Below are 25355 nucleotides of genomic sequence, written 5' to 3'. Positions count from 1 at the left end.
TTGACAGATGAGCATAAAATACCTCATTTTGTAGCAGAAATTGAGGCTTTGACTTGATATTTTGGTACTAAAAATTTAAAAAATCATTATAATATATTACCTTTGCAAACGAAAATTTAAAGAGTTTAAATAATAATCGTACTCAATACGGAGTACAAGAGACGAAAATTTATGAGTATACCTCAAGCGTTTACAGAAACGATTACTCTTGCAGACGGCAGAGAAATCACTTTAGAAACGGGGAAATTGGCAAAGCAAGCCGATGGATCTGTGGTCGTAAAATTAGGCGGAACAATGCTTTTAGCAACTGTTGTAGCGAATAAAGAAGCAAATCCTGGTGTGGATTTCTTACCATTAACGGTAGATTATAGAGAGAAATTTTATGCAGGAGGAAGAATTCCTGGAAACTTTTTCCGTAGAGAAGCAAGACCTTCTGATCAGGAAATTTTAACAATGCGTTTAGTAGACAGAGTTCTACGTCCGCTTTTTCCTGAAGATTTCCACGCGGAAGTTCAGGTGATGATTTCTTTGATTTCTTATGACGGACAGACAATTCCTGATGACTTGGCTGGTTTAGCGGCATCTGCTGCGATTGCTATTACAGATATTCCTTTCAACGGACCAATGTCTGAAGTAAGAGTGGTAAGATTCAACGGAGAATTGGCTATTAATCCTAGCTATGAAGCATTAAAAGATTCAGAATTAGATATTATGGTTGGAGCTACTAAAGACTCAATCGTAATGGTAGAAGGAGAAATGAAGGAGATTTCTGAGCAGGAAATGTTAGAAGCTATTAATTTCGGTCATGCGGAAATTAAGAAGCAAATTGAAGCTCAGGAAAGATTGGCAGAAAAAGTAGGAAAATCTTTCCCTAAGAGAGAATATTCTCACGAAAATCACGATGAAGCTATTCGTGAAAAAGTTTGGAAAGAAACTTACGATAAAGTATATGAAGTAGCAAGAACTCCTTCTGGAAAAGAAGAGAGAGGAGAAAAATTCAAAGCAGTACGTGAAGAATTCCTTGCTCAATATGTAGATGATGCAGAAGAACTGGAAAGAGTAACGCCTTTCGTAAAAGTATATTATCATGATGTAGAGAAAGAAGCAATGCGTCAGATGATCCTTGAAGACAACATTCGTCTAGATGGCCGTGATCCTCAAACGATCCGTCCGATCTGGTCAGAAATTGATTATCTTCCCGGAGCTCACGGTTCTGCAATCTTTACAAGAGGAGAAACTCAGTCTTTAACGGCTGTAACGTTAGGTTCTGTAAAAGATGCGAACATGGTAGACAGCGTTATTTCTCAGCACGACGAAAAATTCTTCCTACATTATAACTTCCCTCCATTCTCAACAGGTGAAGCAAGACCTCTAAGAGGAACTTCAAGAAGAGAAGTAGGACACGGAAACTTAGCTCAAAGAGCTTTACAGGCTGTAATTCCTGAAGAAAACCCATATACTATCAGAATCGTTTCTGATATCCTGGAATCAAACGGTTCGTCTTCAATGGCAACAGTTTGTGCAGGAACATTGGCTTTAATGGATGCGGGTGTACAGATTACAAAACCTGTTTCAGGTATTGCAATGGGATTGATTACAGATACAAAATCCGGCAAATTCACTGTACTTTCTGATATCTTAGGAGATGAAGATCACTTAGGAGATATGGATTTTAAAGTAACAGGAACTGCAGACGGTATCACTGCTTGTCAGATGGATATCAAAATTCAGGGCCTTTCTATGGATATCATGGAAAAAGCTTTGATGCAGGCAAGAGACGGAAGATTACATATCTTAAATAAAATCACGGAAACAATTTCTGAACCAAGAGCAGATGTGAAACCTCACGCTCCGAAAATGGTTGTTATGGAGATCTCTAAAGACTTCATTGGTGCTGTAATCGGACCTGGTGGAAAAATCATTCAACAGTTACAGAAAGATACAGATACTGTTATTGCTATTGAAGAGCAAGGCGAAATCGGACGTATCGAGATTGCAGGAACAGACAGAGAAAAAATCAATGCAGCTGTTGCTAAGATCAATGAAATTACTTTCGTACCGGTTATTGGTGAAGTTTACAAAGGTAAAGTAGTGAAAGTAATGGACTTCGGTGCTTTCGTAGCCATTGCGAAAGGTACTGAAGGTCTTCTTCATATTTCTGAAATTGAGTGGGCTCGTCTTGACAAAGTTCCTTATGCAGAAGGTGATGAAGTAGAAGTGAAGTTCATGGGGTATGATGACCGTAAGAAAATGAAACTTTCAAGAAAAGTTCTTTTACCAAGACCTCCGAGACCAGAAGGAAAACCAAGACCGGAAGGTCAAGGCAGACCAGAAGGACAGGGTAGACCTGAAAGACCGGCGAGACCGGAAGGGCAGAGAAAGCCAGAAGGTGAAAAACCTGCTGAAGATCAAAATCCTTCAACTGAAGCTTAAGAACATTCATTCTTATGATAAAATAAATCCCTCAAAATAATTTTTGAGGGATTTTTATATAAGGCTAATAGCGGATTTTTAAAATTTCGTAAGGTGTTAATCCTTTATGAGAAGGAGAATCTTCAATTTTATTTTTCCATAAAGGATCCAGTTTATCCAGAATATAACCTAAGGCTGCTCCTTTGTCGTATGAGGCTGTTCGTGTTAAAAAAGAATAATTGGCCTTATCTTTAAGAATCATTTCCAGTCCTTGCGAAAAAGAAATTACTTTCCCTGAGTTGTCCGTAATAAACGGTCTGGTTTTTCCGATAAGATCAGAATATTTGTACTCGATATATCTGGCAGTTCCTTCTATGGCTTCACTATTGGTTTCGTTGATGAGTTGTGGCCACTTTTTATATCTTTTTTTCCTAATCTTCACCCATTCTTTCATAATCATATTTAATTCTGTGGTGTCACTGGTTTTCAATCCTTTATCCAATAAAGAATATTCTTTTCTCAGAAGATCAAAATGCTCTTTATTAAAGGGATAGTTGGTAATGTGATCTTTTCCTTCTTTATCATAAGTCCAGTCTTTTTGAGCGTATATATGAAAGGCTTCATGCATGGAGAAGTATTTAAAATCCGGAAAACTTCCTTCTTTTTCAAATAATTCAGGATAATATTTGAATGCGAGTACATTTTTATCTTTTAAAAAACTGTAGGTAAATGCCCCCGGAAACCAATATTCGCCGGACAGATTTCCTAAAGAAGTAGCAGCATATACATCTTTGAGATAAGGATTTCCCGGAAAATTTATTTTTTTGAATTTTTTGGTGTTAATATATTTACTGGCATTAATCAAGTAAATGTACCGCCATATAAATTTATTCTTCTGAGATCGAATAACAATCAGCGGCTCCTGATCATAATGATAGGATGAAGTCCATATCTGGTCCGGTTTTTCATGAAAAGTTTTGTATTGAAGGGTCAGTTCATCAAACATTTTTTTGTCTGTAGGATCCAGTTTACTGTATTCTCCTTCCGGCATTTTTTTGATTAAAATAATGAAGAGAAGTACTGATCCAATAAGAAGTACTAAACTGATAGCGATTGCTTTCAGTAGCTTTTTAATAAATTTCATGCAGTGTGTTTTACAAGTCTCTACCTGCTATTTTTATGCCAAAGGAACGTCATTAAAATTGTCTTCAAATAATTTTGAGAGTAAAATTTTATTTTATAAATATATTTAAACTTTTTATTTGAAACTTTTTTCTGCTTTTATCATTCGCAAATTTAAGATTTCGGCGAGCCAAAGGCTCGCCGAAATCTTAAATTTGGCTCAAACAAATGTTTATGCGGCTATATTTTTAACGTTTAAACTATTTTTTAGTACACAAAAAACTACCGATCTCTAAATTCCTGAGGAATGTTTGGAAGCTCGGCTAAATCGATTTCAAGCTGTGTTTTTCCTTCATCTACCTCAATACCGGCTGTGAATGCGCCATATACTGTATTTAATAATAAGGTAGCTGTTCCGTCTGTAACTGCAATCATGGGTTCAGAATTATTGAATGAAGGATGCAAATGAAATTTCACGAATCCTGTTAATGGATTATTAGGATTGGTACTCATCACCTCCAGTATTACTTTATATAATGTGGGAATATCAGATAATTCCACTTTTGCAGTAACTTTTCTTTCGTTGGTTTCTGACAGGCCACCCCATTTACCTTTTTGTGGATCATCAGAATCACTTTCTGTAATTCTATTAATATTTGCTTTTACGGCTTCCATGTTTTCAGTTATTTTTTTGCCTCCTCCAATATCAGTCATTTTCTGCTGAGTATCATTTACAGCTTCAGCAATAGCTTTTACTTTCTGTTCCTGCTCTTCTAATTTTTCTTCCAGATTATCTTCAACATTTTTTACCATACCAATAAAATGAATTCGGGTCCACAAGTACACAGATAAAAAGCCAATAATTAAAAAATATAAAATAATAGATATGATAATTGCTGGTCCTATTGTATTATCTTTCAATATTCCGGAAAAATATTTTCCAAGACTATTTAAATATCCTGGAATATTATTGAGCTGTGTTAATCCTACTCCCACTATTATTTTAGTGAGCCAGTCGCTGATTTGTACCAGATTGTCATTCTGACTGATGATTTTTCTTTTCTTTTCAATATCAATGTGATTGATTTCAGGATTCAGAATTTTTGGAACACCAAATAAAAAACCGGATAAACCACCTATCCCAAAACTGGCACCTCCAATAAGTATAAATGCTCCGGACAGTTCCAGATAAATTGTCAAACTGTTATTTATTTTGTGTAAGCCTACAAGGAAACAAATAACAATGCCTACGATGATTGAGATCAATAAAAAATCCCATATACTTTTAAGATCTCGATTTTTTTGTTTTAAAACTAATTCTTTCATGGTATTATTTTTATATATCAAATTTCTCAACTTTTATATAATCATTCAATTACCCTTTTGTGTAGTTCTAAAAAAGAAAAATCCCCACAAGTGAGGATTTCTTTGTTAATAATATTTATTTTTATCCGTTTCCGATTCTCTGTTTTAAGTCGTCTGCACCACCTGTTTTTCTCGGCTGCCCGGATTTTCCTGAGCCGAAATTATAGGTGTAAGAAAGAGTAAAAACTCTGCTGTCCCTTTTCACTACGAAATTTTCAACGTAATTATTAAAAGTAGTTCTTGCTTTCGGATTGCTCGTAAAGAAAATATCATTAAAGGCTAGTTTCAGAGTGCTGTTGTTCTTAAATTTCTTCTGAGCCCCGATATTGAGATACCAATTAGGCTTTACATCCATGTAAGCATAAACTTCCCGGGCTCTGTAGTTTCCTGTAAGTTCTGCTGTAAAACCGTTTCCAAGTTTGAAAGAATTGATACTGTTCAGATTAAATGTAAAGTTTCCCTGATTGTTAATCTGGGTATTCGAAACATTTCCGGTATATGAACCATAATAAAAATTAGCACTGTTGTTCATCTCCCACCATTGGGTAACTTTTACGGGAGCAATTAGATTTAATCCAAAATAAGAAGCAGAGCTTAAATTTTCATTAGTCTGAACGGTAATATTTTGACCATTCTCTGTCACAGGTTTTATAACATCTGTGATATTGTCTGAAGTTTTGCTGTAGCTTAAGGTTGCAAAATATTTATTGCTTAAGCTGTAAGTAAGTTCATAGTTCATGGTTGTCTGAGGATTCAGATCCGGATTTCCGGCCCGGTATGTCGTTGGGTCTAAATAAAATTTAAAAGGATTCAACTGATTATAGCTGGGTCGTGTAATTCGTCTGCTAAAATTTATTTCCAGATTTGAGGTATCAGTCAGATCATAGGCAAAAACAGTACTTGGAAAAAGCTGGGTGTAATTTTTTTTATTGACCTGATTGGTGGTGATCTGATTTCCTGTTACGTTGGTATTTTCAAGCCTCAATCCAAAATTTGTACTGAACTTTTTCCATTTTTTAGAAATATTTCCATATGCCGCATTGATGTTTTCCTCATAGATATAGTGATTGGTTTTTGAATGGTCAAGCTCCGGGATTCCTGAACTGGTATCAAAAAATTTCAGATCACTATCCGCTTTTACAAAGCTTGTTTTGAATCCGGCTTCCAGTTTCCAGTCATTTTTTAAATGCTTGGACAGATCAGATTTTAAAGAATAAATATTCAGGCTTCCACCAATATCACCTTTTAATAGATAAGGATTTGGACCATCAGCAGGGGTAAGGTTTCCTGCAAGATCATAGGTTCTCGTATCAAAGTTTTGCAGTGATGTGTTGGTATAATTAATATAATCAAAATCGGTCGTCAATTCGGAGCCTAAAGAATCAATGGCATATTTATGATTCAGATTGAAAGAGGCATTTTTCCAGTGATCTTTTGATCGGTTTTGTGTGGTAAAGGTATTTTGTGGAAGGTAATCGCTTCCTAATACAAGACTTGAATTATCTCCTCTCGGATCAAATCTGTTGCTGATAAATCCTACTGAAAACCCAAGAATATTTTTATCATTAAGATAATAATCCATACCAGCTTTTGCTATATGATTCCTGAAATTCATTTTTAAAAAATTATCCTGCAGATAGGCTTTTTCAAAAGTATTGTCATCATTGTAAAAATTTCTGTCAAGGACTAAATGATTAAAAAATTCCCTGTAAGCAAAACTGTAATTGGCAAAAACATTTACTTTTTTATTTCTGTGATTAATGCTGAAGCTATTGTTGTTTTTAATATATCTGCCGGTTCCCAAAGCGGTTGATATACTTCCGTTAGTTCCTTTTCTCTGATCTTTTTTTAGCTTGATATTAATGATTGAAGTCCCTGCGGCATCATATTTTGAAGAAGGATTGGTAATAAATTCAATTTTGTCTACGGTCGAAGAAGGAATTCCCCTTAAATAATTGGCAAGATCGGTTCCTGTCATCGGAGTGTTTTTACCATCGATCTGAACCAGTAAATTACCCTTTCCCCGAAGGCTGATATTGTCATTGCTGTCCACATTGACACCGGGAGCTTTTTCCAAAACCTCAAATGCCGAATTTCCGGTACTGGCAATGCTGTTTTCGACATTAAGGATCATTTTTCCTTCCTGTCTTTCGATATAAGGTTTGGTTTTGGTGATGGTAACGGCTTCAATGGCTTTCTCGCTTAATTCAATTGATGGCAGAATCTTGTTTTCTGTTAATGAAATATTTTCAGACTGGTAGGCTTCCACTCCTTTATTATTGATTTTCACGTAATAATTTCCGCTTTTAATGCCATCGAAATTGAATTTTCCACTCTGATCTGTAACTTCTGTTTTAATAAATTTATCTTCAGAGTTATACAGATTGATTTCCAATTGATTCGCTTTTTCAGAATTGATCGTTCCGGAAAGTGAAAAGCTTTGTGCTGAGAGATTTGTGCCCAAAAGGGCTACCAGCCAAAGAAAAATAAGGATAAATATTCTGGCCATTGTGTTTGTTTTTAATGGTTTAAGGAATTTTTTGTTATTTTAAGTAGTGCTGTATTCATAATTTGAAGTTCTTCATTTGTGATGCCTTCCAATGCGGTTTTTCTATTGTCTTCAACAAGTTTTTGAACATCTTTTATGATTTTTTTTCCGGATTTCGTTACTTCTAGGTTCGTTTTCCGGCGGTCTTTAGCGTGAACCTGGCGAATAATGTATTCTGATTTGACCATTAAATCAATGATACGGGTCACAGAAGCGTTGTCTTTAAAAACAAGATCTCCGATTTCGTTTTGTGTAATTCCGGGATTTTCGAGAATGGCTTTAATGATTAACCACTGATCTATAGTTATTTTAAATCCTTTTGTTTTCAGCTGTCGCTGGGCATAATTTCTGTAAGCTCTTATCGCTTTGTCGATGTTGTAAAATATGATTGAGTCTAACTTTTCCATTTTATATTTAATTTATAATGACTTGTCAATTATTGATATATCAATTAATTAGTGAGGCGTCTTTTCAGTTTGTTACAGCTCACTGAAAATAATTGATCATAAAAAAAGAAAACCACCGAATCATCGATGGTTTCAGAATATTTATTTTTTTGTTTCTTCTGACAGTTTTTTGAATTCTTCTTCCTTAACAGGTTTTCCTTCAAAATAATAACTGACTGTTTTTGTTCCGTCAGCAGAAGTTTTGGTTAATTTTCCGTGCAGCTTATCATTTTTATAATGTGATTCACTAGCAGAACCTTTACCGTCATACCATGTATATTTCAATCGTACACCTTCATTACTGTATTCGGTTTCAGAATAAATTTTATAGCTGTTGTCCTTTTCGTAATTGATGGATTTATGAATACCAACCTGTCTTCCGTTTTTGAATTTGTTGGTATGAATAATAGTACCGTTTACGTCATAAAATATTTTATCGGCATTTGAATAGTGAACATACTGGGTTTTGCCATCCTTGAAATAGCCGATGGTTTTTACATATTGATTATTTGCATATACATCTTCCGCCTGAAGTTTGCCCTCTTCATCAAAAACTTTTGTAGATACTTTTTTATCGTTTTGATAGAGCTCCTGACGTTTCAGAATATTCTTTTGATACAGCTCACTCAGCCCGTCCTTTTTATCATCTTTATAGTTAGTGATTTCAATTATATCACCTTCCGTACCGTAGTTTTTCCAGGTTCCGGTTTTATTTCCCGAATTGTCATAATAAGATTCCGATCTTATTTTTCCTGGTGCGTAATAACTTTTATGAGTGCCTACAGGCTTGCCGTAGCTGTAAAGATTTTTGGATAGAAGCTCACCGTCTTTACTGTACTTTTCAACATAACCGTTGAATTCATTATTAAAATAGGTTGCAGAATAGCTTTTAACACGTTTTTTAGGTTCTTTTGAATCCTTATCACCAGTATTGCTGATGCTGTAGGCCGTATATTCTCCATTTCTCACATCTCTGTCGATGATATTGTAATTAACCAGAGAAACACCTTCGAAGAAAAGTTCTACTTTCCCTTTTTTAAAATCACCGGGATAAACTATTTTAAGCTTATCATTGATGATCGTAATAGGACCGACAAGACCTCCGTTTTTATAGTTTCCTTCAATAATGTATTCTTTATCATCATACCGGTCTTTCGGATCTTTGAAATAAACTTTTTTCAAACCGTTTTTAAGATTGTTTTTATACGGAACTTCAGACAAAAGTTTTCCGGATTGGTCGTAGACTTTGTAAATTCCCTCAATTTTTCCGTTTTTGTAAGGAATTTCCTGAAAGGTAATTCCTCCCGGATAATAGATCTTTTTTACACCGTCAATGACATTGTTTTTAAAGGGCGTAATACTGTTAAAACCATCGTAAATAACGGTTATCAGTTCTGCGGTCTGTCCTTTTGGAGGAAGTGATGCCATGACATCATAATTCTTATCAAGTTTTGTGATGTCCGTATAAAATTCCTCAGGAGAAAATTCGATTTCTTTGAAAAAAGCATCTTCATATAATTTCGATTTGTCCTTGTTTAATACGGTATAGTTTAAAACTTCGGAATCATAATCTCTGTCTCCACGGTATTGTGCTGTTACAGAAATACCGGTTAAAAGAAGTGCTATGCTGTAATATCTGAATTTCATAGTTTAGTTTTTAAAGTAAAGCTGACCGTTTTTGTTTGCGTATCCTAATAAATTTCCTTTTTCGTCTTCCAAAGCAATGATTAAGGTTCCGTTTTTTCCGTTTCTTCCGGAAGTTGAAGAAAATACACTTTGCCAGTAAGGATACTGCATATAAACATTTCTTATGCGATATTCATAAACAGGCTCTATAAAATTGATCCCTGCAGTTGGCTTTACTCTTGTAGGGGTTAGAAATCCGTATTTTCCGTCTTTTTTAAGACGCAGATAATTTCCGTAGCCGTATTCTACTTTTTTATTGATAATTTCATCATATACAGGCTGTAAAATAATCTCTCCCTGAGGATTGATCACTCCGTATTTTCCGTCTTTTTTGATAGTCCAATAGCTGAAATCATAGTTTCCGAATACATCATTCACGATCAGTTCATCAAATTCTGTTGCAGAAAACTGATGCTGATTCCCATTCATAAAAGAAAACTTCATTTTTCCGTTTTTCTTATCCTTTTGACCTAAGAGATAAAGAATGCCCTGATATCCTGAGTCTCTGCTCGGGTTCAACATTTTGATACTGTCAAATTCCGTTGCTTTATCTTCTGTGATCAGAATCGCTTTTTTATTTTTGGTCGTATACGTGATATAATTGCTGTAGGTATAAATAGAATCAGTAGTTTTTCTCTCAGGTCGGTTACCTTTAAAATTTTCTACTTTAAGATCTTTTATTTTGCGCGGCAGCTTTAGTCTTTTCGTTACTTTTTTAGCATCTTTCTGATAGCCATAACTATAAATTATTTTAGGAATATCATTTTCCAGAGAATAGCTTACATTTACGTAAGACGGCATTTTTGTTACAGTCACATTTGAAGAGGACTGAGCAGGCTTTACTTCAAAAGTACTGATTTTTCCCGTAGAAGGTGGCGGAGGCGGTGGAGTGTAAGAGGTTCCCCGCTCTGAATAGGTTTGGGGATAAGTATAGCTCGGAGCTTTTACACCTTCCTGATATCCTCCGTAATAAGGTGATGATCTTTCCGGAATACGTTTTACAATCATTTCCCTGTTATTTTTGGTAACATAAGGAACAAGGCTCTTCCCATCGGAAATTAATGTAACTTCCGTTAATGGATCTGCTTCATTTTTTCTGAAAGCAAGATCCAGTTTTCTGGATTTTTTATCGTCTCTTAAAGCTATGGAGTAATAATCTTTATAAATGAAAGTCGATTTTTGTTCTTTAGGATTCCATACCAAAAGATCTTCTCTCATATTGTCATTTAGGAAATGAAAAAGTGTATTGTAAGTATTTTCAGCATATTCGTTGCCAAAACGTTCAGACATTAAAATATTTAAGACAGGCTGCTCTGTAATTTTTGCCCCCGATTTATCAATGATCATCTGATGCTTTTTTTCATCATCCATTTCTCCGATGATATAACCTCGATAGGTTGCAAAAATGTTTTTGTATTCGGGTAAAAGAATTTCCTTTCCATCGAGAATAACTCCTCTTTTTTTGTTCTTATAAGTATGGAACAGTTTAAAGTCATAATCATCCTGCACATTAAAGCTGATGGAATCGTATTTCGGGGCAATAATTTCCGTTCCTTCATAATTGGAAACGCCCCATAATTTTCCGTCTCTGTACGGAATATAAATTTCCTGCGCGGAAAAGTGGAGACTCAAAAATAATATAGGTAAAAGACTCGTTTTCTTTGAGAATATAAATTTCATTCTATAGTTTTTGCAAAAATAAGTAATTTTTTAAGTAAAAGGGAGTATGGTAGAAATGGAAAAATAATAAGGAAAAGAAATATGATGTTATTGTTGGATTGATCGCTTTTAACAGTCATGTGAAAGAGTTATGATTATTTCCATCATTTCAGGCATCCCACTTCCTTCCCCGGATTAATATAATTCTTCTCTGATACTCACCAGAGTTTTGGTTGTTTTATCCAAATCCGGAAAATCGGGCAGGGTAGATCTTGAGTGATAATGTTCAATCGACTGGATTAAACTTTCAGCTTTATTCATCACCGCTTCATACGACCAGTTTCCTGCTTTGATATCCAGTAATTCTTCACGGTTTTCTACTCGGATATTCAGCGAATTGGTTTTAAAAATCTGCTCACACGACTGTAAAAGACGAATCGTGTGCATCATATTTTTGCTGTCATAATTTTGTCCGTGATTTTGATTGACATTATAACGGTCTTCATTTCGCTCTGAAACCCACTTCCAATATTCGCGGTAGTCTTTACAATATGTTGAGTAGGCATCCAGGTTACAAAACAAATAAGCGACAGAATTTTCACCTTTCGGAACGGATGAAACCGAAACCTGATTGGCTTCTTCGTTTTGGATAATTCCTTTATAATTCAAATCTCCCGGTTCGTTGTAGAAAAGCGCAAACATTCCTTTGGTGTTGTCAATACTCACCAGGCCGCATTTTTCCTGAACTTTCCCATTTTCAGAAAGCCATTTTTTCAACGGAATCGAACCTTGATTCTGTAAAATATAACAAAAATCAAGAATTGATTTTCTTTCTTTATCAATCGGATTCAGGATCTTTTTGTTGAGCCCTTTTGCTTTTTTGATCTGTGAAATCGCATAACCCGCAAACGTATCTTTGCATAGTTTAGACAAAAAATCTTCAGGCTTCAGCAAATCCATCAACGGATTTTTATGTTGAATGCAATCTTCCGGACTTGCCAGAACTTCCAGAATATTCGGATTGTTTTTCTGCAGCAACTCTACAAATCTTCCAATCTCGTAATAAGTAATATCATTCGTTTCATTGGAAATTTGTGGAATATAATGTAAACCATAAAAATCTTCTTTTGGAATATAATACACTCCCCGAATATCGGTGTCGGAGCTTTCCGTTGCGAGCCCGAAGGAGCGGCTTCCGGAGATGGATTCGAAGAGGATATGGTTGTGGGATTTTATGTCTTGAATGGTCATTTTTAAATAGTCTTTTTAGAAAGTTCAAAACTTTCAAATTTTAATTTTTGAGAATGGTTTTTAAAATAACTATTCTTTCTCTTACTTTTATAGCCGATTGTTCCAGATAAGAAACCATCTGTAAAAAGATATTCTTCATCTCCAACAGGAATAACCATTGTAAAGCATTTTTTTATATCATTATTTAAATCTTTAAAACATCTGTTAAGAAAAGCAAGGTTTTCTGTTTCCGAAATAAATTTCTTTTCCAATAATGAAAATTTATTTTGTGCATGATCAATTATAATTTGCAATTTCTCAGAATTTTCATCAGGATAAGTTTTGAAATAGGTTTTGGCAACATGTTTTATAAATTCATGTGTATAAAATATTTTATATTCTTTGAAATTTATTAATGCTAAATAGATAGGATCTTGAGAATCATCTTTTAAATTGGCACATCGTACTTTAATTAATTCTGGAATATCAATTCCGTAAGTTCGTTTTAGATGTTTACAATGATTTAAGAATATATTTTCTTCTTTGTAAATGACTTTTACCTCACCTTGTGCTATTTCCTTATGAATACTTACAAAAGCTGGATTTCTTCCATTCTGCCAAATTCCATCTCTCACTATCAATGAGAAATATTTATATTCTGCCCTGTTTTTTGCATTAAAGCTAATGCTTAATGTGTCTCTTTCTTGAGGAGTATAATCAAAGTCGAAAATATTTCCATTATTAAGTTTTGATAGAATATTTTCTGCAGAAATTCCATTTTCAAAATCTTCGGTTGATTGCATTATCTTTCCGCGTATCATCGATTCTTTTGAACCTACATAGTTGTTCAAAGTCCAGATATAAATATCTTTCACTTCATAAATATCTCCTTCAACACAAGTGCAGAATTGTAATTCAGTATTCGGTGTACACATAATAATTTAATCTAAAAAATAAGGTGAAAAATCAATTCCCTGAATACATCCCACAATCGGTAAAACATTATCACCATTCATTGTTACTTCATATTCGTTACACGTAAGTTGCAAAATTTTTGAATACCAACTTTTCTGATGCTCTTTTTTAATATTAGATACATTGATAAGGCAGTGCAACCCTCCATTCGTTTTTATAAAAGTAAGACAATCAGAATTAACACAATCTGAAATATCTGATTTAAATTTTTCAATTGCTTTCTGATGATTATCAATTCTGAAATCAATATCCAGATCGAAGAAAATTTTCCTTGAAGTTGTGGTTTGAATAATATTTAAAGCTAATGCATGAGGATTAATAGCATGATCATTTTTAATCAGTTTTTCCGAAATTTCTTTCAGTAAAAATAAAGATGATTTATGCAGGTCCCGTGGATTTGGACTAATGTAAATAGCCAAATTATCTTGGGAAATAATAGTATTTCCAGATTCATACAAACCTAAAGGAAGTTCAAGCTGTCTGATTTTCTGCAAAAGTCTATCTTTTGTTGAGGTAAAACGCTTTAACTGTGCTTTATCAGCTTTTAAGCCGGTTTTTGAATTGTATTTCTTTCTTGCCAGAAGTGTTACATAATATTGTTCGTTTGGTAATAAATCAGGAAGCCATTCAATAAATTTGTGTAGCTTTTCTTCGTTATATATGATTTTATAATTCATCTGAATTTAAATTGATTTCATTAAAATCTCTTTCAAAAATACTTTAATTTTTCATACAACTCCCTACAATCACTTCCAACGCTTTCTCCGCGTCACAGGCATACAAACCCGAACACCAAGCCGGATTCGCTTCAATCAAAGCCCAGCCCTTTCCTTTGATAATTCCAAAATCAAGAACAATAGCTTTGGGAAGTGTTTCAGAATACTGCTTCATGAAATTGTTGAAAAACTCAAATAGATCTTTTTGCTCTCTTTCAGAAAGCAGAGCGGTGTCGAAAAGATCGTTTCGCCAATAAGAAGAATGTGTTTTTATTTCATCGTTTATTACAAAACATCTTACTTCAAGCTCCCATTTTACAACTTCTGAAGTGAAGACCATACTTTCCAAATCCAATGTGTCAAAGCCTTTGATATGGGTGACTTTGTCAAAAACTCCGGCTTTAAAGCTTTTAAAATCAGAACACTTAATGAATATATTTTCTTCATCAACAAACTCTTTCAAATGCCCGTAACGAATTTTACGTTTTACAAAATCCTCCGAAATCTTGGAAAGCCAGTCATCTTCAGGTTTTGTCAGGGTTAGATTACATTGTTCCGCAACGATTTCCGCATAAATATCTTCGCCATATACTGCAATTACATCTTCACGAAATTCTTCTGGAACGTTCCATTTTGCATTAAAGCGATTCAACTCGTAAGGCGAATTGATTGATGCTTTTTTCAGATTGTTGCTGTCCTCCGTGTACATGGGTGACAAGGCGACTATATTTTTCATTCGATTATTTTTTCTGCTTTTAATTTTTCTATTAATTTATGACGTTCATTTTCAGAAAGGCTATCAATAAAAAGACTCCATCCTTCAGGATATAACCTGGCATGAATTAAATGTACTTCATTGATCCAAATGCGATGATACCTATCAGAGCATTCGGTGATCAATTTATACTCCGAGAAATAATCTGAAAGTGAATCAATATTATCAATTAATTCATTTCCAAGACCTGGCAATTGCGTGTAATATCGGTATTCTTCAAAAAAAGCCTGTTGTTCTATAAACGTTTCAAAACTTTCAAAATAGAAATAAAAGTCTTTAGAATCATAACCACAATCTCTCAATGCAATTTCTCCATTTTCTGCAATATATAAACTATCGTTTATGGAAAACAAAGTCTGTCCCTTCCATAGATAATTATTAACGCCTTTATTTTCTTTTATTTGTTTAGGTGTAAAAATATAAATAACAATATTCTGAATATTTAAACCTGAAAATTTTTCTTGAAACCTCAAGATTTCGGAAGAATTTCGGAGGTGATAAAATCTTAAATGTTTTTCTAAAACATCTGAGTCTATTTCATATTCTTTGTTTCTGCCTGTTTTTTCGACGAACTGTAAAGCTCTTTCGGATAATGGTTTCATTTTATAGAGCTAATATTTCTCTAAAAACCTTCTCCATTTCACCTTTATCAGTATTTCCACCCTTTAAACTCTTCGCTCTTTCTTCATTATCTAATATCATTTTCTCTAAAAAACCAAACAATTCCCAATCATTCGGATGGTAATAAGATTCTCCTTTGGTGGCTTTTAATGCTATCAAATTGTCTATTTTCGTTTTGGTATAATCATCTACCAAAACCAGCAATTCACTGAATAAGACAGGAGGAACAGTTCCTCTTTCCAGGATCCATTTTCCGGTTAAAGTTGTTCGAAGACAGTAGAAATAGGATTTCAGTTTTACTTCATCGCTTCTGCAGGCTTCCAGATATTTTTTGCTCATGCTCAGATAATGATAAGAAACCGCTATCGGAGAAAAACATTCATCAGCAAGAGGTTTGAAAAGGTCATAAAACCTGTCATTTTTCAGATAGACGATCGGTGAGTAAAACCAACTCAGCAAGGCAGCATTTGATTTGTGCAAAAGATGGAAAGTCTTCCGAAGATCCCAGCCGGAGCCATCTAGATCATCTTCGGTCATAAATTCTATCGTTTCATCTTTATCCCACGGCGAAAGATACCAGTCTTTTTCATGTCGGTATATAAAACGGATATCGTAGTCACTGTCAGGAGAGGCAAATCCCCATGCCCGGCTTCCTGATTCTACGGCGAGAAGTATCTCTATACCGCGGCTTTCTTCAACTTCTTTTAATTTTTCTAATATTTTTGGTGTCATTGTTTTTAATTTATAATGCAAAATAAAAAGGGATCTGCGCAATGTTTTTACGTTGTGGTTTGGGTTTAATAATTTTTGAGCCGGAGAGCTTGAGGGTGTTAGATTTTTAGCGGAAATTTCCAAGTCCTGACTTTTTATTTCTTTTGTGTTAAGACAAAAGAAAATAAATGAAAAATTAAATACGCGTTTAATACATAGAATTTAGTAATTTGCATTTAATTATTTAACATAATAAAAGACGAAAATTTCCACTACATCAATGTTAGCAGACGAATTACAACACAGAATTGATTTCAAAACAAAGCCATTAGGAGCTCTTGGGTTTTTAGAGAATCTGGCTCATAAAATAGGGATGGTTCAGCAGACAATTTCTCCAAAATTAATTAAACCCTACATGGTTGTTTTTGCAGCGGATCATGGAATTGCAACAGCGGGAGTAAGTGCTTATCCGCAGGAAGTTACGTATCAGATGGTGATGAACTTTTTGGGTGGTGGAGCCGCAATCAATGTATTTTGTAAGCAGAATGCTGTCAATATAAAAATCGTAGATGCTGGAGTTAATTTTGACTTTCCGGAAGGACTGGATTTGGTTGATAAAAAAGTCAGAAAATCAAGCAGGAATATTTTAGACGAGCCGGCAATGACTCCCAAAGAGTATCTTAAGGCGCTGGAAAACGGAAAATCAGTTGTTAAAGAAATTGCTGAAGAAGGTTCAAATATCATTGGTTTTGGTGAAATGGGAATCGGAAATACATCTGCTTCTTCCTTAATGATGAGCCAGTTGTTTCATATTTCCATTGCTGACTGTGTCGGACGTGGAACAGGTCTGAATGACGCTCAGCTCCAAAATAAAATCAATATTCTATCAAAGGCTATTGAAAAACACTCTGATCTTAAAACAGCTGATGAAATTGCCCAAACCTTCGGAGGACTGGAAATTGCGCAGATGATCGGAGCTATGGAAGAAGCTTATCAGCAGAATATGCTGATTATGGTTGACGGATTTATTGCCACGATGGCCGTTTCTGTGGTCTGGAAAAAAAATCCTGAAATTTTCAATAACTGTATTTTTTGTCATGTCAGTGATGAATATGCGCACATTAAATTACTGGAACTATTGAATCAGAAAGCTCTTTTAAATCTCAATTTAAGGGTGGGAGAGGGAACAGGCTGTGCATTGGCCTATCCGATTATCCAAAGTGCAGTTAATTTCCTGAATGAGATGTCAAGTTTTGAAGATGCCAACGTTTCAAATAAAGAATAATGAAGATTCTGAAGAATGAGTGGGTTTATTTTATGACGGCTATGATGTTTTTCACCAGAATTCCGGTTCCATTTAAGGTTCCGTATTCGAATGAGATCATGAACAAATCCCAAAAATATTTTTCATGGGTAGGATTGGTGGTCGGTTTGATCAATGCGGTGGTTTTTTATCTTTCATTTAAGCTTTTTAATCTTGAAATTGCCATTGTTTTAATGATGATTTCAAATGTATTATTAACGGGGGCTTTTCATGAAGATGGTTTTACAGATGTCTGTGACAGCTTTGGCGGTGGTTATGGCAAAGAAAAAATCATGACCATTATGAAAGACAGCCGGGTTGGAGCATATGGAGCAATTGGGATTATTTTATTGTTTGCTTTAAAGTTTTTCAGTCTTAAGGACCTGGGAAATGCAGAGATCATAAAAACGCTGGCGATTATCGTTTTAGCGCATACTTCAAGCCGGTTTATTGCGGGAACAATGATTTATACGCATCAGTACGTTACGGATATTGATGTCAGCAAGTCGAAACCGCTGGCGAACAAGGCTTTGGACGGAGAATCCTTACTAATAAGTTTTATTGCTGTTTTGGTTGCTTTTTCTTTAATTCCTGACTGGCGGCTGATTTTCGCTTTTATGGTCTCATATATCGGAAAAATATATTTGGGATGGTACTTTAAAAAGCATATCGGAGGATATACCGGAGATTGTTTGGGAACGGTTCAGCAAGTGAGTGAAGTTTTATTTTATTTAGGAACAATCATCGCATGGAAATTCATCTGATTCGCCATACAGCCGTAGAAAATCCGGATAATCTATGTTATGGTTTTGCGGAAATGCCACTGAGAAAGAATAATCATGAGGATTTTAAATCGATTTCAATAGATAAAGATTTCGATCTCATTATTTCAAGTCCGTCTCAGCGCTGTCAGTTGCTGGCGAAATATTTTCAGTTGAATTATAAAACTGATGAAAGAGTCAGGGAAATGAATTTCGGAGACTGGGAACTTAAAAAATGGTCGGATATTCCTGAAGAGGAAATCAATCCCTGGTATCAGGATTTTATTAATGTAAAAACAAAAAACGGTGAAAATCTGTTGGAGATGCAAACCCGGGTTGCAGCATCCTGGAATGAACTGATTACTGCAGAAAACATGAGGAAAGTTTTGATGATTACCCATGCAGGGGTCATCCGTTTGATTCTTCAGTCAGTTTTACAGTTTCCTTTGGAGAATATGTTCAGTATTCAGATTGGCTATGGTAAAAAAACGGTAATTGAGATTAAGAATGATCTGGTGTCGGTTAAAAATTTAAATATATAAACGTATTGCGAATGTATAAGCGTAATTCGGAGCGTATAAAAGCTAAAGCAGATAAATGAGTATAGCTAAGCTTCAACTACTGCTTCATCACATCAACACAGTTGATTCTCCTTTATTTCTTAAATATAATTATTCTGTAACATAGAATTTTGCGTTAAAAAAAAGAACTAAAATAGAAAGCAAAAAAAACCGCTGAAAAGCGGTTTTTGTTCTATATATACTGAAATAATTAGAATCTTCTGAATGGTCTTACTCTTACCATATTGTAACTTTTGGTATAACTCCACATATAACCGGCGAATCCGTCTAAAATTCTGGCATCGTTAGAGTTAGGACCTTCTGTAGAACTCCAGAAATATTTGTCAGATACATCATTCCATGGGTTGGTAGCAATATTATAAACGTTTTTAGAACTCTTATAAAATGCCATCAGCTCTTCTTCTGATGGTAAGAACCAGTCGTTTAACCCATTGATGGTATAGTTTTTACACAATCTTGCAGCACAGTTGGCTTCTGAACACTGAGACATAATTCTCGTGGTATTGGCAGGACCTGATCCCATGACAGACTGAGTCTGGTTGACCATAGTACCGGTGCATCCCCATCTGATTTTGTTGGAACCGTTATACATTAAGTTGGCTGGTGCCGCTTCCATATATCTCCATCCGTCTGTAAATTCTCCTTTATCATAAAAGATATAACCTCCTGAAGCTCCGATTGCCCCAGCTGTTTTGAAAGTGTATTCATCTGAATAGTATACTTTTGAACCTTCTTTGGTATATACTTTTACGTAGTACGTGGTATTGGGAAGTAATGAAGTCACTTCCAACTCTAAATTGGGAGTGAAATAATTGGGAACCGTATTAAATACTTTTTGACCATTGGTAATATCCACACCGGCACTTGTTCTATAGCAAAATCCTTTTTCATCAGGCGTAATAGAATCCAGATAATATACTGCAATCTCTGCATTCAGGGTAGCCGAAGTGGTATAGATTGCTTTGGTTGTTTTAGGATTTAACATCAGTTTCGAAGGTGTGGTGAAAGTAACATTGTCTCCGTAAGCTACTTCTCCGTTGCTCATCACAACATATGCTCTTACATAATAAGTGGTAGAGGTTGAAAAATCATACGAAAAAGATTTTGTCAGGAAATAACTGCCTACAGTATTGGTGCTTTCAGAAACCGACTGCCCGTTATTCAGGGTTGGATTAATGTTCAGACCCCAGCAAAATCCTCTGGAATAGTATCCTGATCCTGTAGAAACCACATTTCCGTTAAATTTGATCTCACCCTGAGTAAAGGTCGGAGCTGAAGTAACTACTTTTGCACTTACATTCGACTGGTTACCCGGATTGTACTCGCTGCCACTGTCGCTACCTGAAGAACAAGAATAGATGGCAAAAACAGCAAGAAAAAGAAATAATAATTTTTTCATAATGATTGTTTTTTTTAGTTATTAAGTTTATTTAAAATTAAACGGCTGCAAATATAAGTAAAAAGATGATATCCTGGTTTAATCTTTTGAAATACAGAGACCTCAAAAACTAAAATAAGGAAATTAAGATTTAATTGGCTGGAAGCGCGAAGAAGGAGGCTGGAAGTTATTTTAGTGTTATCATTTTCACTTTCCAACAAAAACTCTTATTCCGAAATTAGTCTTTATTTTTATCAACAAAAAACCTCACAGTGTGAAACCTGCAAGGTGGGGTATTAATTTTTATGGGTCTTAGACCTTATTCTAAATTCTAAAATGGCATTTTTGAATAGATTCCGAAAACTAAGCATTTCTGAATTTTTTCTTTCTCTTCCAGGGTGCATTTTTCTGAACGTCACCCGCCATAATACATCCGTAAGGCATCACCTCATCCAGAACTTCACAGAGTCCATATTCTTCGATTTGAGCACGTACATTTTTAGCATTTTTATAAGCAGTCGGAAGTTCAGAAATATCAATTTCATTGGAGAAGAAACGGATATCTAATCCTTTGGTTTCTTCTTCAAAAACTTCTTCAATCGTCTTATGAGCCAAAGATTTTTTATGTTGTGTTCTGCTGAAATTTCTTCCTGCTCCGTGTGGGGCAAAACCAAGATTTCTCTCATTTGTCTTTCCCTGAACAATTAAAACCGGCTCCGACATATTCAACGGAATCAATCTTGGACCTGTAATATCAGGCATAAATTTATCATCCAGTGGTGTTGCACCTTTAGCATGATAAAATAAATCGCCATCTTTGAAAACGAAATTATGTTCGTTCCAGTATCTATCCTGCTTTTCGATTTTCAATTTGTTTAAAACGGCATCGTGAATCGAAGTATGGTTTTCTTTTGTCCATGTTCTGATCAACTGCAGGGCTTCCCAATATGATTTTCCTTCTTCAGATTCATATGGAATCCAGGCGTTTTCTCTCAATGTTTCAGGTGAGTTTTCCAGTCTGAATCTATTAGCAACCTTCATTCCTTTATCATACAAAGCGGCTCCCGGAGCTCTTGATCCATGGTGGGTCACCATCATGGTATTTCCTGTGTTTTTTGAAATTCCGACAAATAGGAAATGGTTCCCGTCACCCTGTGTTCCCATATGTGAACGGGCAATACTGATCAGTTTTTCATCATTCAGGAAGTCATTTTCTCTGAAAGCTCCTATCAGCTCCTGAGACATCTCCATTTGCTCACTTCTCGGTCTTCCTCCGTATCCGAAATGGGTGATAGAATGGGCTGCATCCAAAACATCTTTAGGGTTGGCATTTCCAAAATCTGTCAGCATCACCGAACAGCAGATATCGGCACTATGAAATCCGGGGTGAATAGCATTTTTAGCCACCACAACTCCTCCCACAGGAATTTGACCTTCAGGACCTGTCGGACAGGCATCCGGCATAATGGCTCCTTCAATTAAGGTTGGCGTTTTCATTAATACTTTCATGGTATTAATTACTTTTTCCACATTATCATTTTCACTTTCATGCTCAGCTCTGATGTTGATAACAAAATCTTTTGCCGTTTCATGAAGCGGAATCAGTTCGGGCTGTTTAAACTGTTCTAAATATTCTCTGATTTGAGTATCATCTAATTTATTTTCATTGATATGCGCAAGGGCTTCTTTAAACCATTTCGCTGATCTATATCCTAATTCGATTAAGTTGTTTCCATTAAATTCCATGTGTTCTTTCATTTTGTTGATGCAAAGTAATGATATAAGTATGCAATGTTTTTGCGTAGATAAGCTTTTTTTAATTATTTTTGATAAAATTTTAAAAATATGTTAGTAGAACAGCTGAAAAATTCACCGGAAACGATCCAGTTTAAAGAGGTAATAGCTTATATAGATGAAAACTACAATTTTACACCCACAAAATTCACGAACGGAAATACCATGAATGAAGCAGATCAGAATAATGGCTCATGTAAAGTGTTCAGTTTTGCAAAACTAAATGGCTTGTCTAAAGAGAATACACTAAACCTTTTCGGAGATTTTTACAGAGAAGATGTATTAAAAAATCCTGAAGGAACAGACCATCAGAATATCAGAAACTTTATAGAGTCCGGTTGGGAAGGAATTTCTTTCGAAGGAGAGGCTTTGAGTAAGAAATAATATTCAGGTCATTGCGAGAAATGAAGGCTCGAAGCCATCTTGTATATGCTAAGATTTCTACGGAATGACAAAAATCGGTAAACAGGAAATCAATTTTCTGCGTGAGGGATGCGGAAGGTCCGACTGAAAGGAGGAGTCTCGTCCTGAGACGAGACCGGAACAAAGTGGAGCCTGAAGCAGCCCGGCCCGAAGTGAAAAGAAGGTTTGCAGCTGGAAAACGGAGGGACACGCCCCAATAAAAATCAAAAAATCATGTCATCGAACAAAAACGCTTTAATCCGATATAAAACATTGGATAAATGTCTTAAAAACAAGTACAGACAATATACTTTAGAAGATCTGATCGACGAATGTTCCGAAGCATTATTCGAATTTGAAGGCAAAGAATCTTTCGTAAGCAAACGTACGGTACAGCTTGATTTGCAGAATATGCGAAGTGAAAAATTTGGCTATGAAGCTCCGATTGAGGTTTACGAAAGAAAATACTACCGTTACAGTGATCCTGATTACAGCATTCATAATATTTCTGTAAATGAAAGTGACCTGAAAGCGATGAATAATGCGGTACAGATTTTAAAACAGTTTAAAGATTTCTCCATGTTTAAAGAAATGAACGGGGTCATCCAGAAGCTGGAAGATTCTATCCATGCTACCAGTCAGAAATCAATTATTCATCTTGATAAAAATGAGCAGTTGAAAGGTCTGGAACATATTGATATTCTGTACGATGCAATTTTACATAAGAAAGTTTTAAATATCACGTATAAAAGTTTTAAAGCCAGATCATCAGATTCTTATGTGGTTCACCCTCAATTGTTGAAGGAATTTAATAACCGCTGGTTTTTAATCTGCTCAAATAAACAGTATGTCTATAATCTGGCTTTAGACAGAATGGAGAGTATTCAGACCGAGGAAAAAATTACTTATGTTGATATGAATCTCGATGGTGATGAATATTTTAAAGATATTGTGGGGGTAACGGTTTCTCCTACAATGGCTCCAAGAAATATTGTTTTTTTTGTGGATTCTCATAATGCTCCATATGTGAAAACCAAACCTCTCCATAATAGCCAGGAAATCGTCAGTGAGACGTCAGAAGGAACAATGTTTAAGATTTGTGTTCAGCTGAATTATGAATTAGAAAGACTTTTGCTGGGGTTTGGGGAAAGTCTTATTGTACATAAGCCAAGAAGATTAAGATTAAGGCTTCAGGAAAAGTTTAAGGCGGGCTCTCAAAATTATGATAATCTGATGATAGATGATGAAGAATAAATTGATCTTTTTGGATGTAAACCGAATGGGATTATAGTTTAATTTTTAATGAAATGCTTTTGTTTATCGATATGAATATGGTTTTATGTCAAAAAAAATTTTAGCCTTTTGATTTTTCAACGACAGAAAATTAAAATTTTAAAATAACTGATTGAGATAATGGCTTGAAAATTGTAATTATTAAGAAAAATAAATAGTATGAAATCAAGAATATTAAAAGCAGTCATAGCAATTGTAGCACCTTTGGTAATCGAATTCGTTGTCAGAAAAATTTCTGAAAAACTTGATAAAAAGGTAGATGGAGATAAGCAACTTCCTGCGTCAATGTAAAAAATTAAAAGTAGTTAGAATTTAAAATTATAGAAAAGAGACTGTTTTTCGCTAAACAGTCTCTTTTTATTTTTTTTAAGCATTTTAAATATTCAAAACTAAACAAAATCATAAATGCCATTTTTCCAGCCCAGTACCTTTGAAGAATCTGCTTTCAGCCAGTTTTTAAGGATTGTAGCATAAACTTTCCGGAAATCTTCGGTATAAATTAAATCCCCTTCGTTCAGGTGAGTCAAATCAGGAAGAGTATTCAGAAGTCCTTTCTTTTTTAAACCTCCGCTGATAAAAAACATTTGGTTGGCCGTTCCATGATCGGTTCCGTTGCTGGCATTTTGTGCAACTCTACGACCGAACTCCGAAAAAGTCATTAGCAAAATATTCTCAAAAAGCCCGTTTGCCTTCATATCTGCGACAAAAGATTTTACGGCTTCATTGATGTCTCCGAATAATTTTTGCTGTCTCTCATTTTGATTGACATGGGTATCGAAACTTCCGACAGAAAGATAATAAACACGCGTATTGATGTCAGATTTTATCAAAGAGGAAACTGTTTTAAAGTCTTTTCCGAGCTGAGAATTCGGATAGGTTTGCTCGGTTTTTTTAGCTTTGCTTTTTTCAAAAATGTAGTCAGCATTATTGATGGTAGATCCCAAAGTCTGATATAGATAAGATACAGTTTCATCATCGTGATGATGGTCATACAACGACTTGAAGTATTTTTCCTGACTGGTTTGGTACAGTCTTTTAGGATCTTTGAAGGCGAATGCTTTATTGTTTTCACCTTTTAAGGCTAAACTCAGCATATCATCAACTTCCAATGCCTGCGTAGGATGTTCGCAACGGTAACATTCTTCATCTAAAAACCTTCCCAGCCAGCCTGTTTCCAGATATTCGTCACTTTTACTTGCCGAATGCCAGATATCCATACTTCGGAAGTGTGATTTATCAGGATTCGGGTAACCGACATTATTCATGACAGATAGCTCTCCGTTGTCATACAGTTCTTTAAAATAGGAGAGAGAGGGATTGATTCCCGCTTCATCATTCAGTTGCAGGGAGTTTGTGATGGCAATTTTATTTCTTTCTCTAAAATAAATATCATTTTTTGTAGGAATAATCGTATTCAGTCCGTCATTTCCACCTGTAAACTGAAGGACAACCAGGATTTTCTGATTCGGTTCCAGTGCTTCGTCAAAAGTCATTGCTTTCAGAAAATTGGGCATCATCAGAGAAGCTGTGGCTAGTGAACTTATTTTTAGAAATTCTCTTCTTTTGATTAACATAAA

The 25355-nt window shown here is 35.1% G+C and carries 22 protein-coding genes; 7 read left to right on the top strand and 15 right to left on the bottom strand.

Annotation, left to right across the window (positions count from 1 at the left end; translation table 11 throughout):
• The first annotated feature begins 171 nt into the window (after nt 1-171).
• Nucleotides 172-2433, top strand: coding sequence for a polyribonucleotide nucleotidyltransferase (locus M2373_RS04605; RefSeq protein ID WP_259108063.1), 2262 nt, complete (start codon nt 172-174; stop codon nt 2431-2433).
• A 64-nt stretch (nt 2434-2497) separates the two neighbouring features.
• Here the strand turns inward: M2373_RS04605 and M2373_RS04600 are convergent, their stop codons facing one another.
• From M2373_RS04600 to M2373_RS04545, 12 genes are all read right to left on the bottom strand, one after another.
• Complete coding sequence (locus M2373_RS04600; protein ID WP_259108060.1) at nt 2498-3556, bottom strand: hypothetical protein; 1059 nt, start codon at nt 3554-3556, stop codon at nt 2498-2500.
• A gap of 260 nt (nt 3557-3816) precedes the next feature.
• A complete protein-coding gene (locus M2373_RS04595) occupies nt 3817-4860 on the bottom strand; it encodes a pYEATS domain-containing protein (protein WP_259108057.1) in 1044 nt (347 codons plus the stop codon).
• 121 nt (nt 4861-4981) lie between these two features.
• On the bottom strand, nt 4982-7408 hold the full coding sequence (locus tag M2373_RS04590) for a TonB-dependent receptor domain-containing protein (protein WP_259108054.1): 2427 nt from the start codon (nt 7406-7408) through the stop codon (nt 4982-4984).
• A gap of 11 nt (nt 7409-7419) precedes the next feature.
• A complete protein-coding gene (locus M2373_RS04585; RefSeq protein ID WP_259108052.1) occupies nt 7420-7854 on the bottom strand; it encodes a MarR family winged helix-turn-helix transcriptional regulator in 435 nt (144 codons plus the stop codon).
• 141 nt (nt 7855-7995) lie between these two features.
• Nucleotides 7996-9540 carry a toxin-antitoxin system YwqK family antitoxin gene (locus M2373_RS04580; protein ID WP_259108049.1) on the bottom strand — a complete coding sequence of 515 codons (1545 nt, stop codon included), beginning with the start codon at nt 9538-9540 and terminating at the stop codon, nt 7996-7998.
• A 3-nt stretch (nt 9541-9543) separates the two neighbouring features.
• Nucleotides 9544-11259 carry a WG repeat-containing protein gene (locus tag M2373_RS04575; protein WP_259108045.1) on the bottom strand — a complete coding sequence of 572 codons (1716 nt, stop codon included), beginning with the start codon at nt 11257-11259 and terminating at the stop codon, nt 9544-9546.
• Nucleotides 11260-11433: 174 nt separating this feature from the next.
• Nucleotides 11434-12489 carry a nucleotidyltransferase domain-containing protein gene (locus M2373_RS04570; RefSeq protein ID WP_259108042.1) on the bottom strand — a complete coding sequence of 352 codons (1056 nt, stop codon included), beginning with the start codon at nt 12487-12489 and terminating at the stop codon, nt 11434-11436.
• A gap of 2 nt (nt 12490-12491) precedes the next feature.
• Nucleotides 12492-13343: a hypothetical protein gene (locus tag M2373_RS04565; protein ID WP_259108040.1), complete on the bottom strand. Its 852-nt coding sequence runs from the start codon at nt 13341-13343 to the stop codon at nt 12492-12494.
• 66 nt (nt 13344-13409) lie between these two features.
• The gene (locus M2373_RS04560; RefSeq protein ID WP_259108038.1) at nt 13410-14120 is read right to left on the bottom strand and encodes a hypothetical protein; all 711 of its coding nucleotides are present in this window, start codon (nt 14118-14120) and stop codon (nt 13410-13412) included.
• A gap of 43 nt (nt 14121-14163) precedes the next feature.
• Nucleotides 14164-14895, bottom strand: a complete 732-nt coding sequence (locus tag M2373_RS04555; RefSeq protein WP_259108036.1) for an ATP-grasp domain-containing protein — start codon at nt 14893-14895, stop codon at nt 14164-14166.
• On the bottom strand, nt 14892-15536 hold the full coding sequence (locus tag M2373_RS04550) for a hypothetical protein (RefSeq protein WP_259108034.1): 645 nt from the start codon (nt 15534-15536) through the stop codon (nt 14892-14894). The genes M2373_RS04555 and M2373_RS04550 overlap by 4 nt, the downstream gene beginning before the upstream one ends.
• Nucleotide 15537: 1 nt before the next feature.
• Nucleotides 15538-16287, bottom strand: coding sequence for a nucleotidyltransferase domain-containing protein (locus M2373_RS04545; RefSeq protein WP_259108032.1), 750 nt, complete (start codon nt 16285-16287; stop codon nt 15538-15540).
• Between the two features lie 259 nt (nt 16288-16546).
• Between M2373_RS04545 and cobT the strand changes: the two genes are divergently transcribed.
• From cobT to cobC, 3 genes are read left to right on the top strand one after another with little or no spacing between them, the layout of a single operon-like run.
• Nucleotides 16547-17551: a nicotinate-nucleotide--dimethylbenzimidazole phosphoribosyltransferase gene (cobT, locus tag M2373_RS04540; protein ID WP_259108030.1), complete on the top strand. Its 1005-nt coding sequence runs from the start codon at nt 16547-16549 to the stop codon at nt 17549-17551.
• A complete protein-coding gene (locus tag M2373_RS04535) occupies nt 17551-18333 on the top strand; it encodes an adenosylcobinamide-GDP ribazoletransferase (RefSeq protein ID WP_259108028.1) in 783 nt (260 codons plus the stop codon). The genes cobT and M2373_RS04535 overlap by 1 nt, the downstream gene beginning before the upstream one ends.
• Entirely contained in the window at nt 18318-18872 is a 555-nt protein-coding gene (gene cobC / locus M2373_RS04530) for an alpha-ribazole phosphatase family protein (RefSeq protein ID WP_259108025.1), read from the top strand. Before M2373_RS04535 ends, cobC begins: the two co-directional genes overlap by 16 nt.
• 229 nt (nt 18873-19101) lie before the next feature.
• On the opposite strand, the gene M2373_RS04525 is transcribed toward cobC, so the two are convergent.
• Together M2373_RS04525 and M2373_RS04520 are read right to left on the bottom strand one after the other, a co-directional pair.
• Nucleotides 19102-20310, bottom strand: a complete 1209-nt coding sequence (locus M2373_RS04525; protein WP_259108022.1) for a hypothetical protein — start codon at nt 20308-20310, stop codon at nt 19102-19104.
• Between the two features lie 342 nt (nt 20311-20652).
• On the bottom strand, nt 20653-22035 hold the full coding sequence (locus M2373_RS04520; RefSeq protein ID WP_259108019.1) for an RtcB family protein: 1383 nt from the start codon (nt 22033-22035) through the stop codon (nt 20653-20655).
• A 99-nt stretch (nt 22036-22134) separates the two neighbouring features.
• On the opposite strand from M2373_RS04520, the gene M2373_RS04515 reads away from it, so the two are divergent.
• From M2373_RS04515 to M2373_RS04505, 3 genes are all read left to right on the top strand, one after another.
• The gene (locus M2373_RS04515) at nt 22135-22467 is read left to right on the top strand and encodes a HopJ type III effector protein (RefSeq protein WP_259108016.1); all 333 of its coding nucleotides are present in this window, start codon (nt 22135-22137) and stop codon (nt 22465-22467) included.
• A gap of 252 nt (nt 22468-22719) precedes the next feature.
• Nucleotides 22720-23739, top strand: coding sequence for a YafY family protein (locus M2373_RS04510; RefSeq protein ID WP_259108011.1), 1020 nt, complete (start codon nt 22720-22722; stop codon nt 23737-23739).
• Between the two features lie 198 nt (nt 23740-23937).
• Complete coding sequence (locus M2373_RS04505) at nt 23938-24069, top strand: hypothetical protein (protein ID WP_259108009.1); 132 nt, start codon at nt 23938-23940, stop codon at nt 24067-24069.
• 98 nt (nt 24070-24167) lie between these two features.
• On the opposite strand, the gene M2373_RS04500 is transcribed toward M2373_RS04505, so the two are convergent.
• A complete protein-coding gene (locus M2373_RS04500) occupies nt 24168-25352 on the bottom strand; it encodes a DUF1501 domain-containing protein (protein WP_259108007.1) in 1185 nt (394 codons plus the stop codon).
• Nucleotides 25353-25355 lie beyond the last annotated feature (3 nt).

The sequence above is a fragment of the Chryseobacterium sp. JUb7 genome, from assembly GCF_024806495.1.
Classification (GTDB): Bacteria; Bacteroidota; Bacteroidia; order Flavobacteriales; family Weeksellaceae; genus Chryseobacterium.
This window is presented reverse-complemented; position numbering and strand designations above follow the sequence as displayed.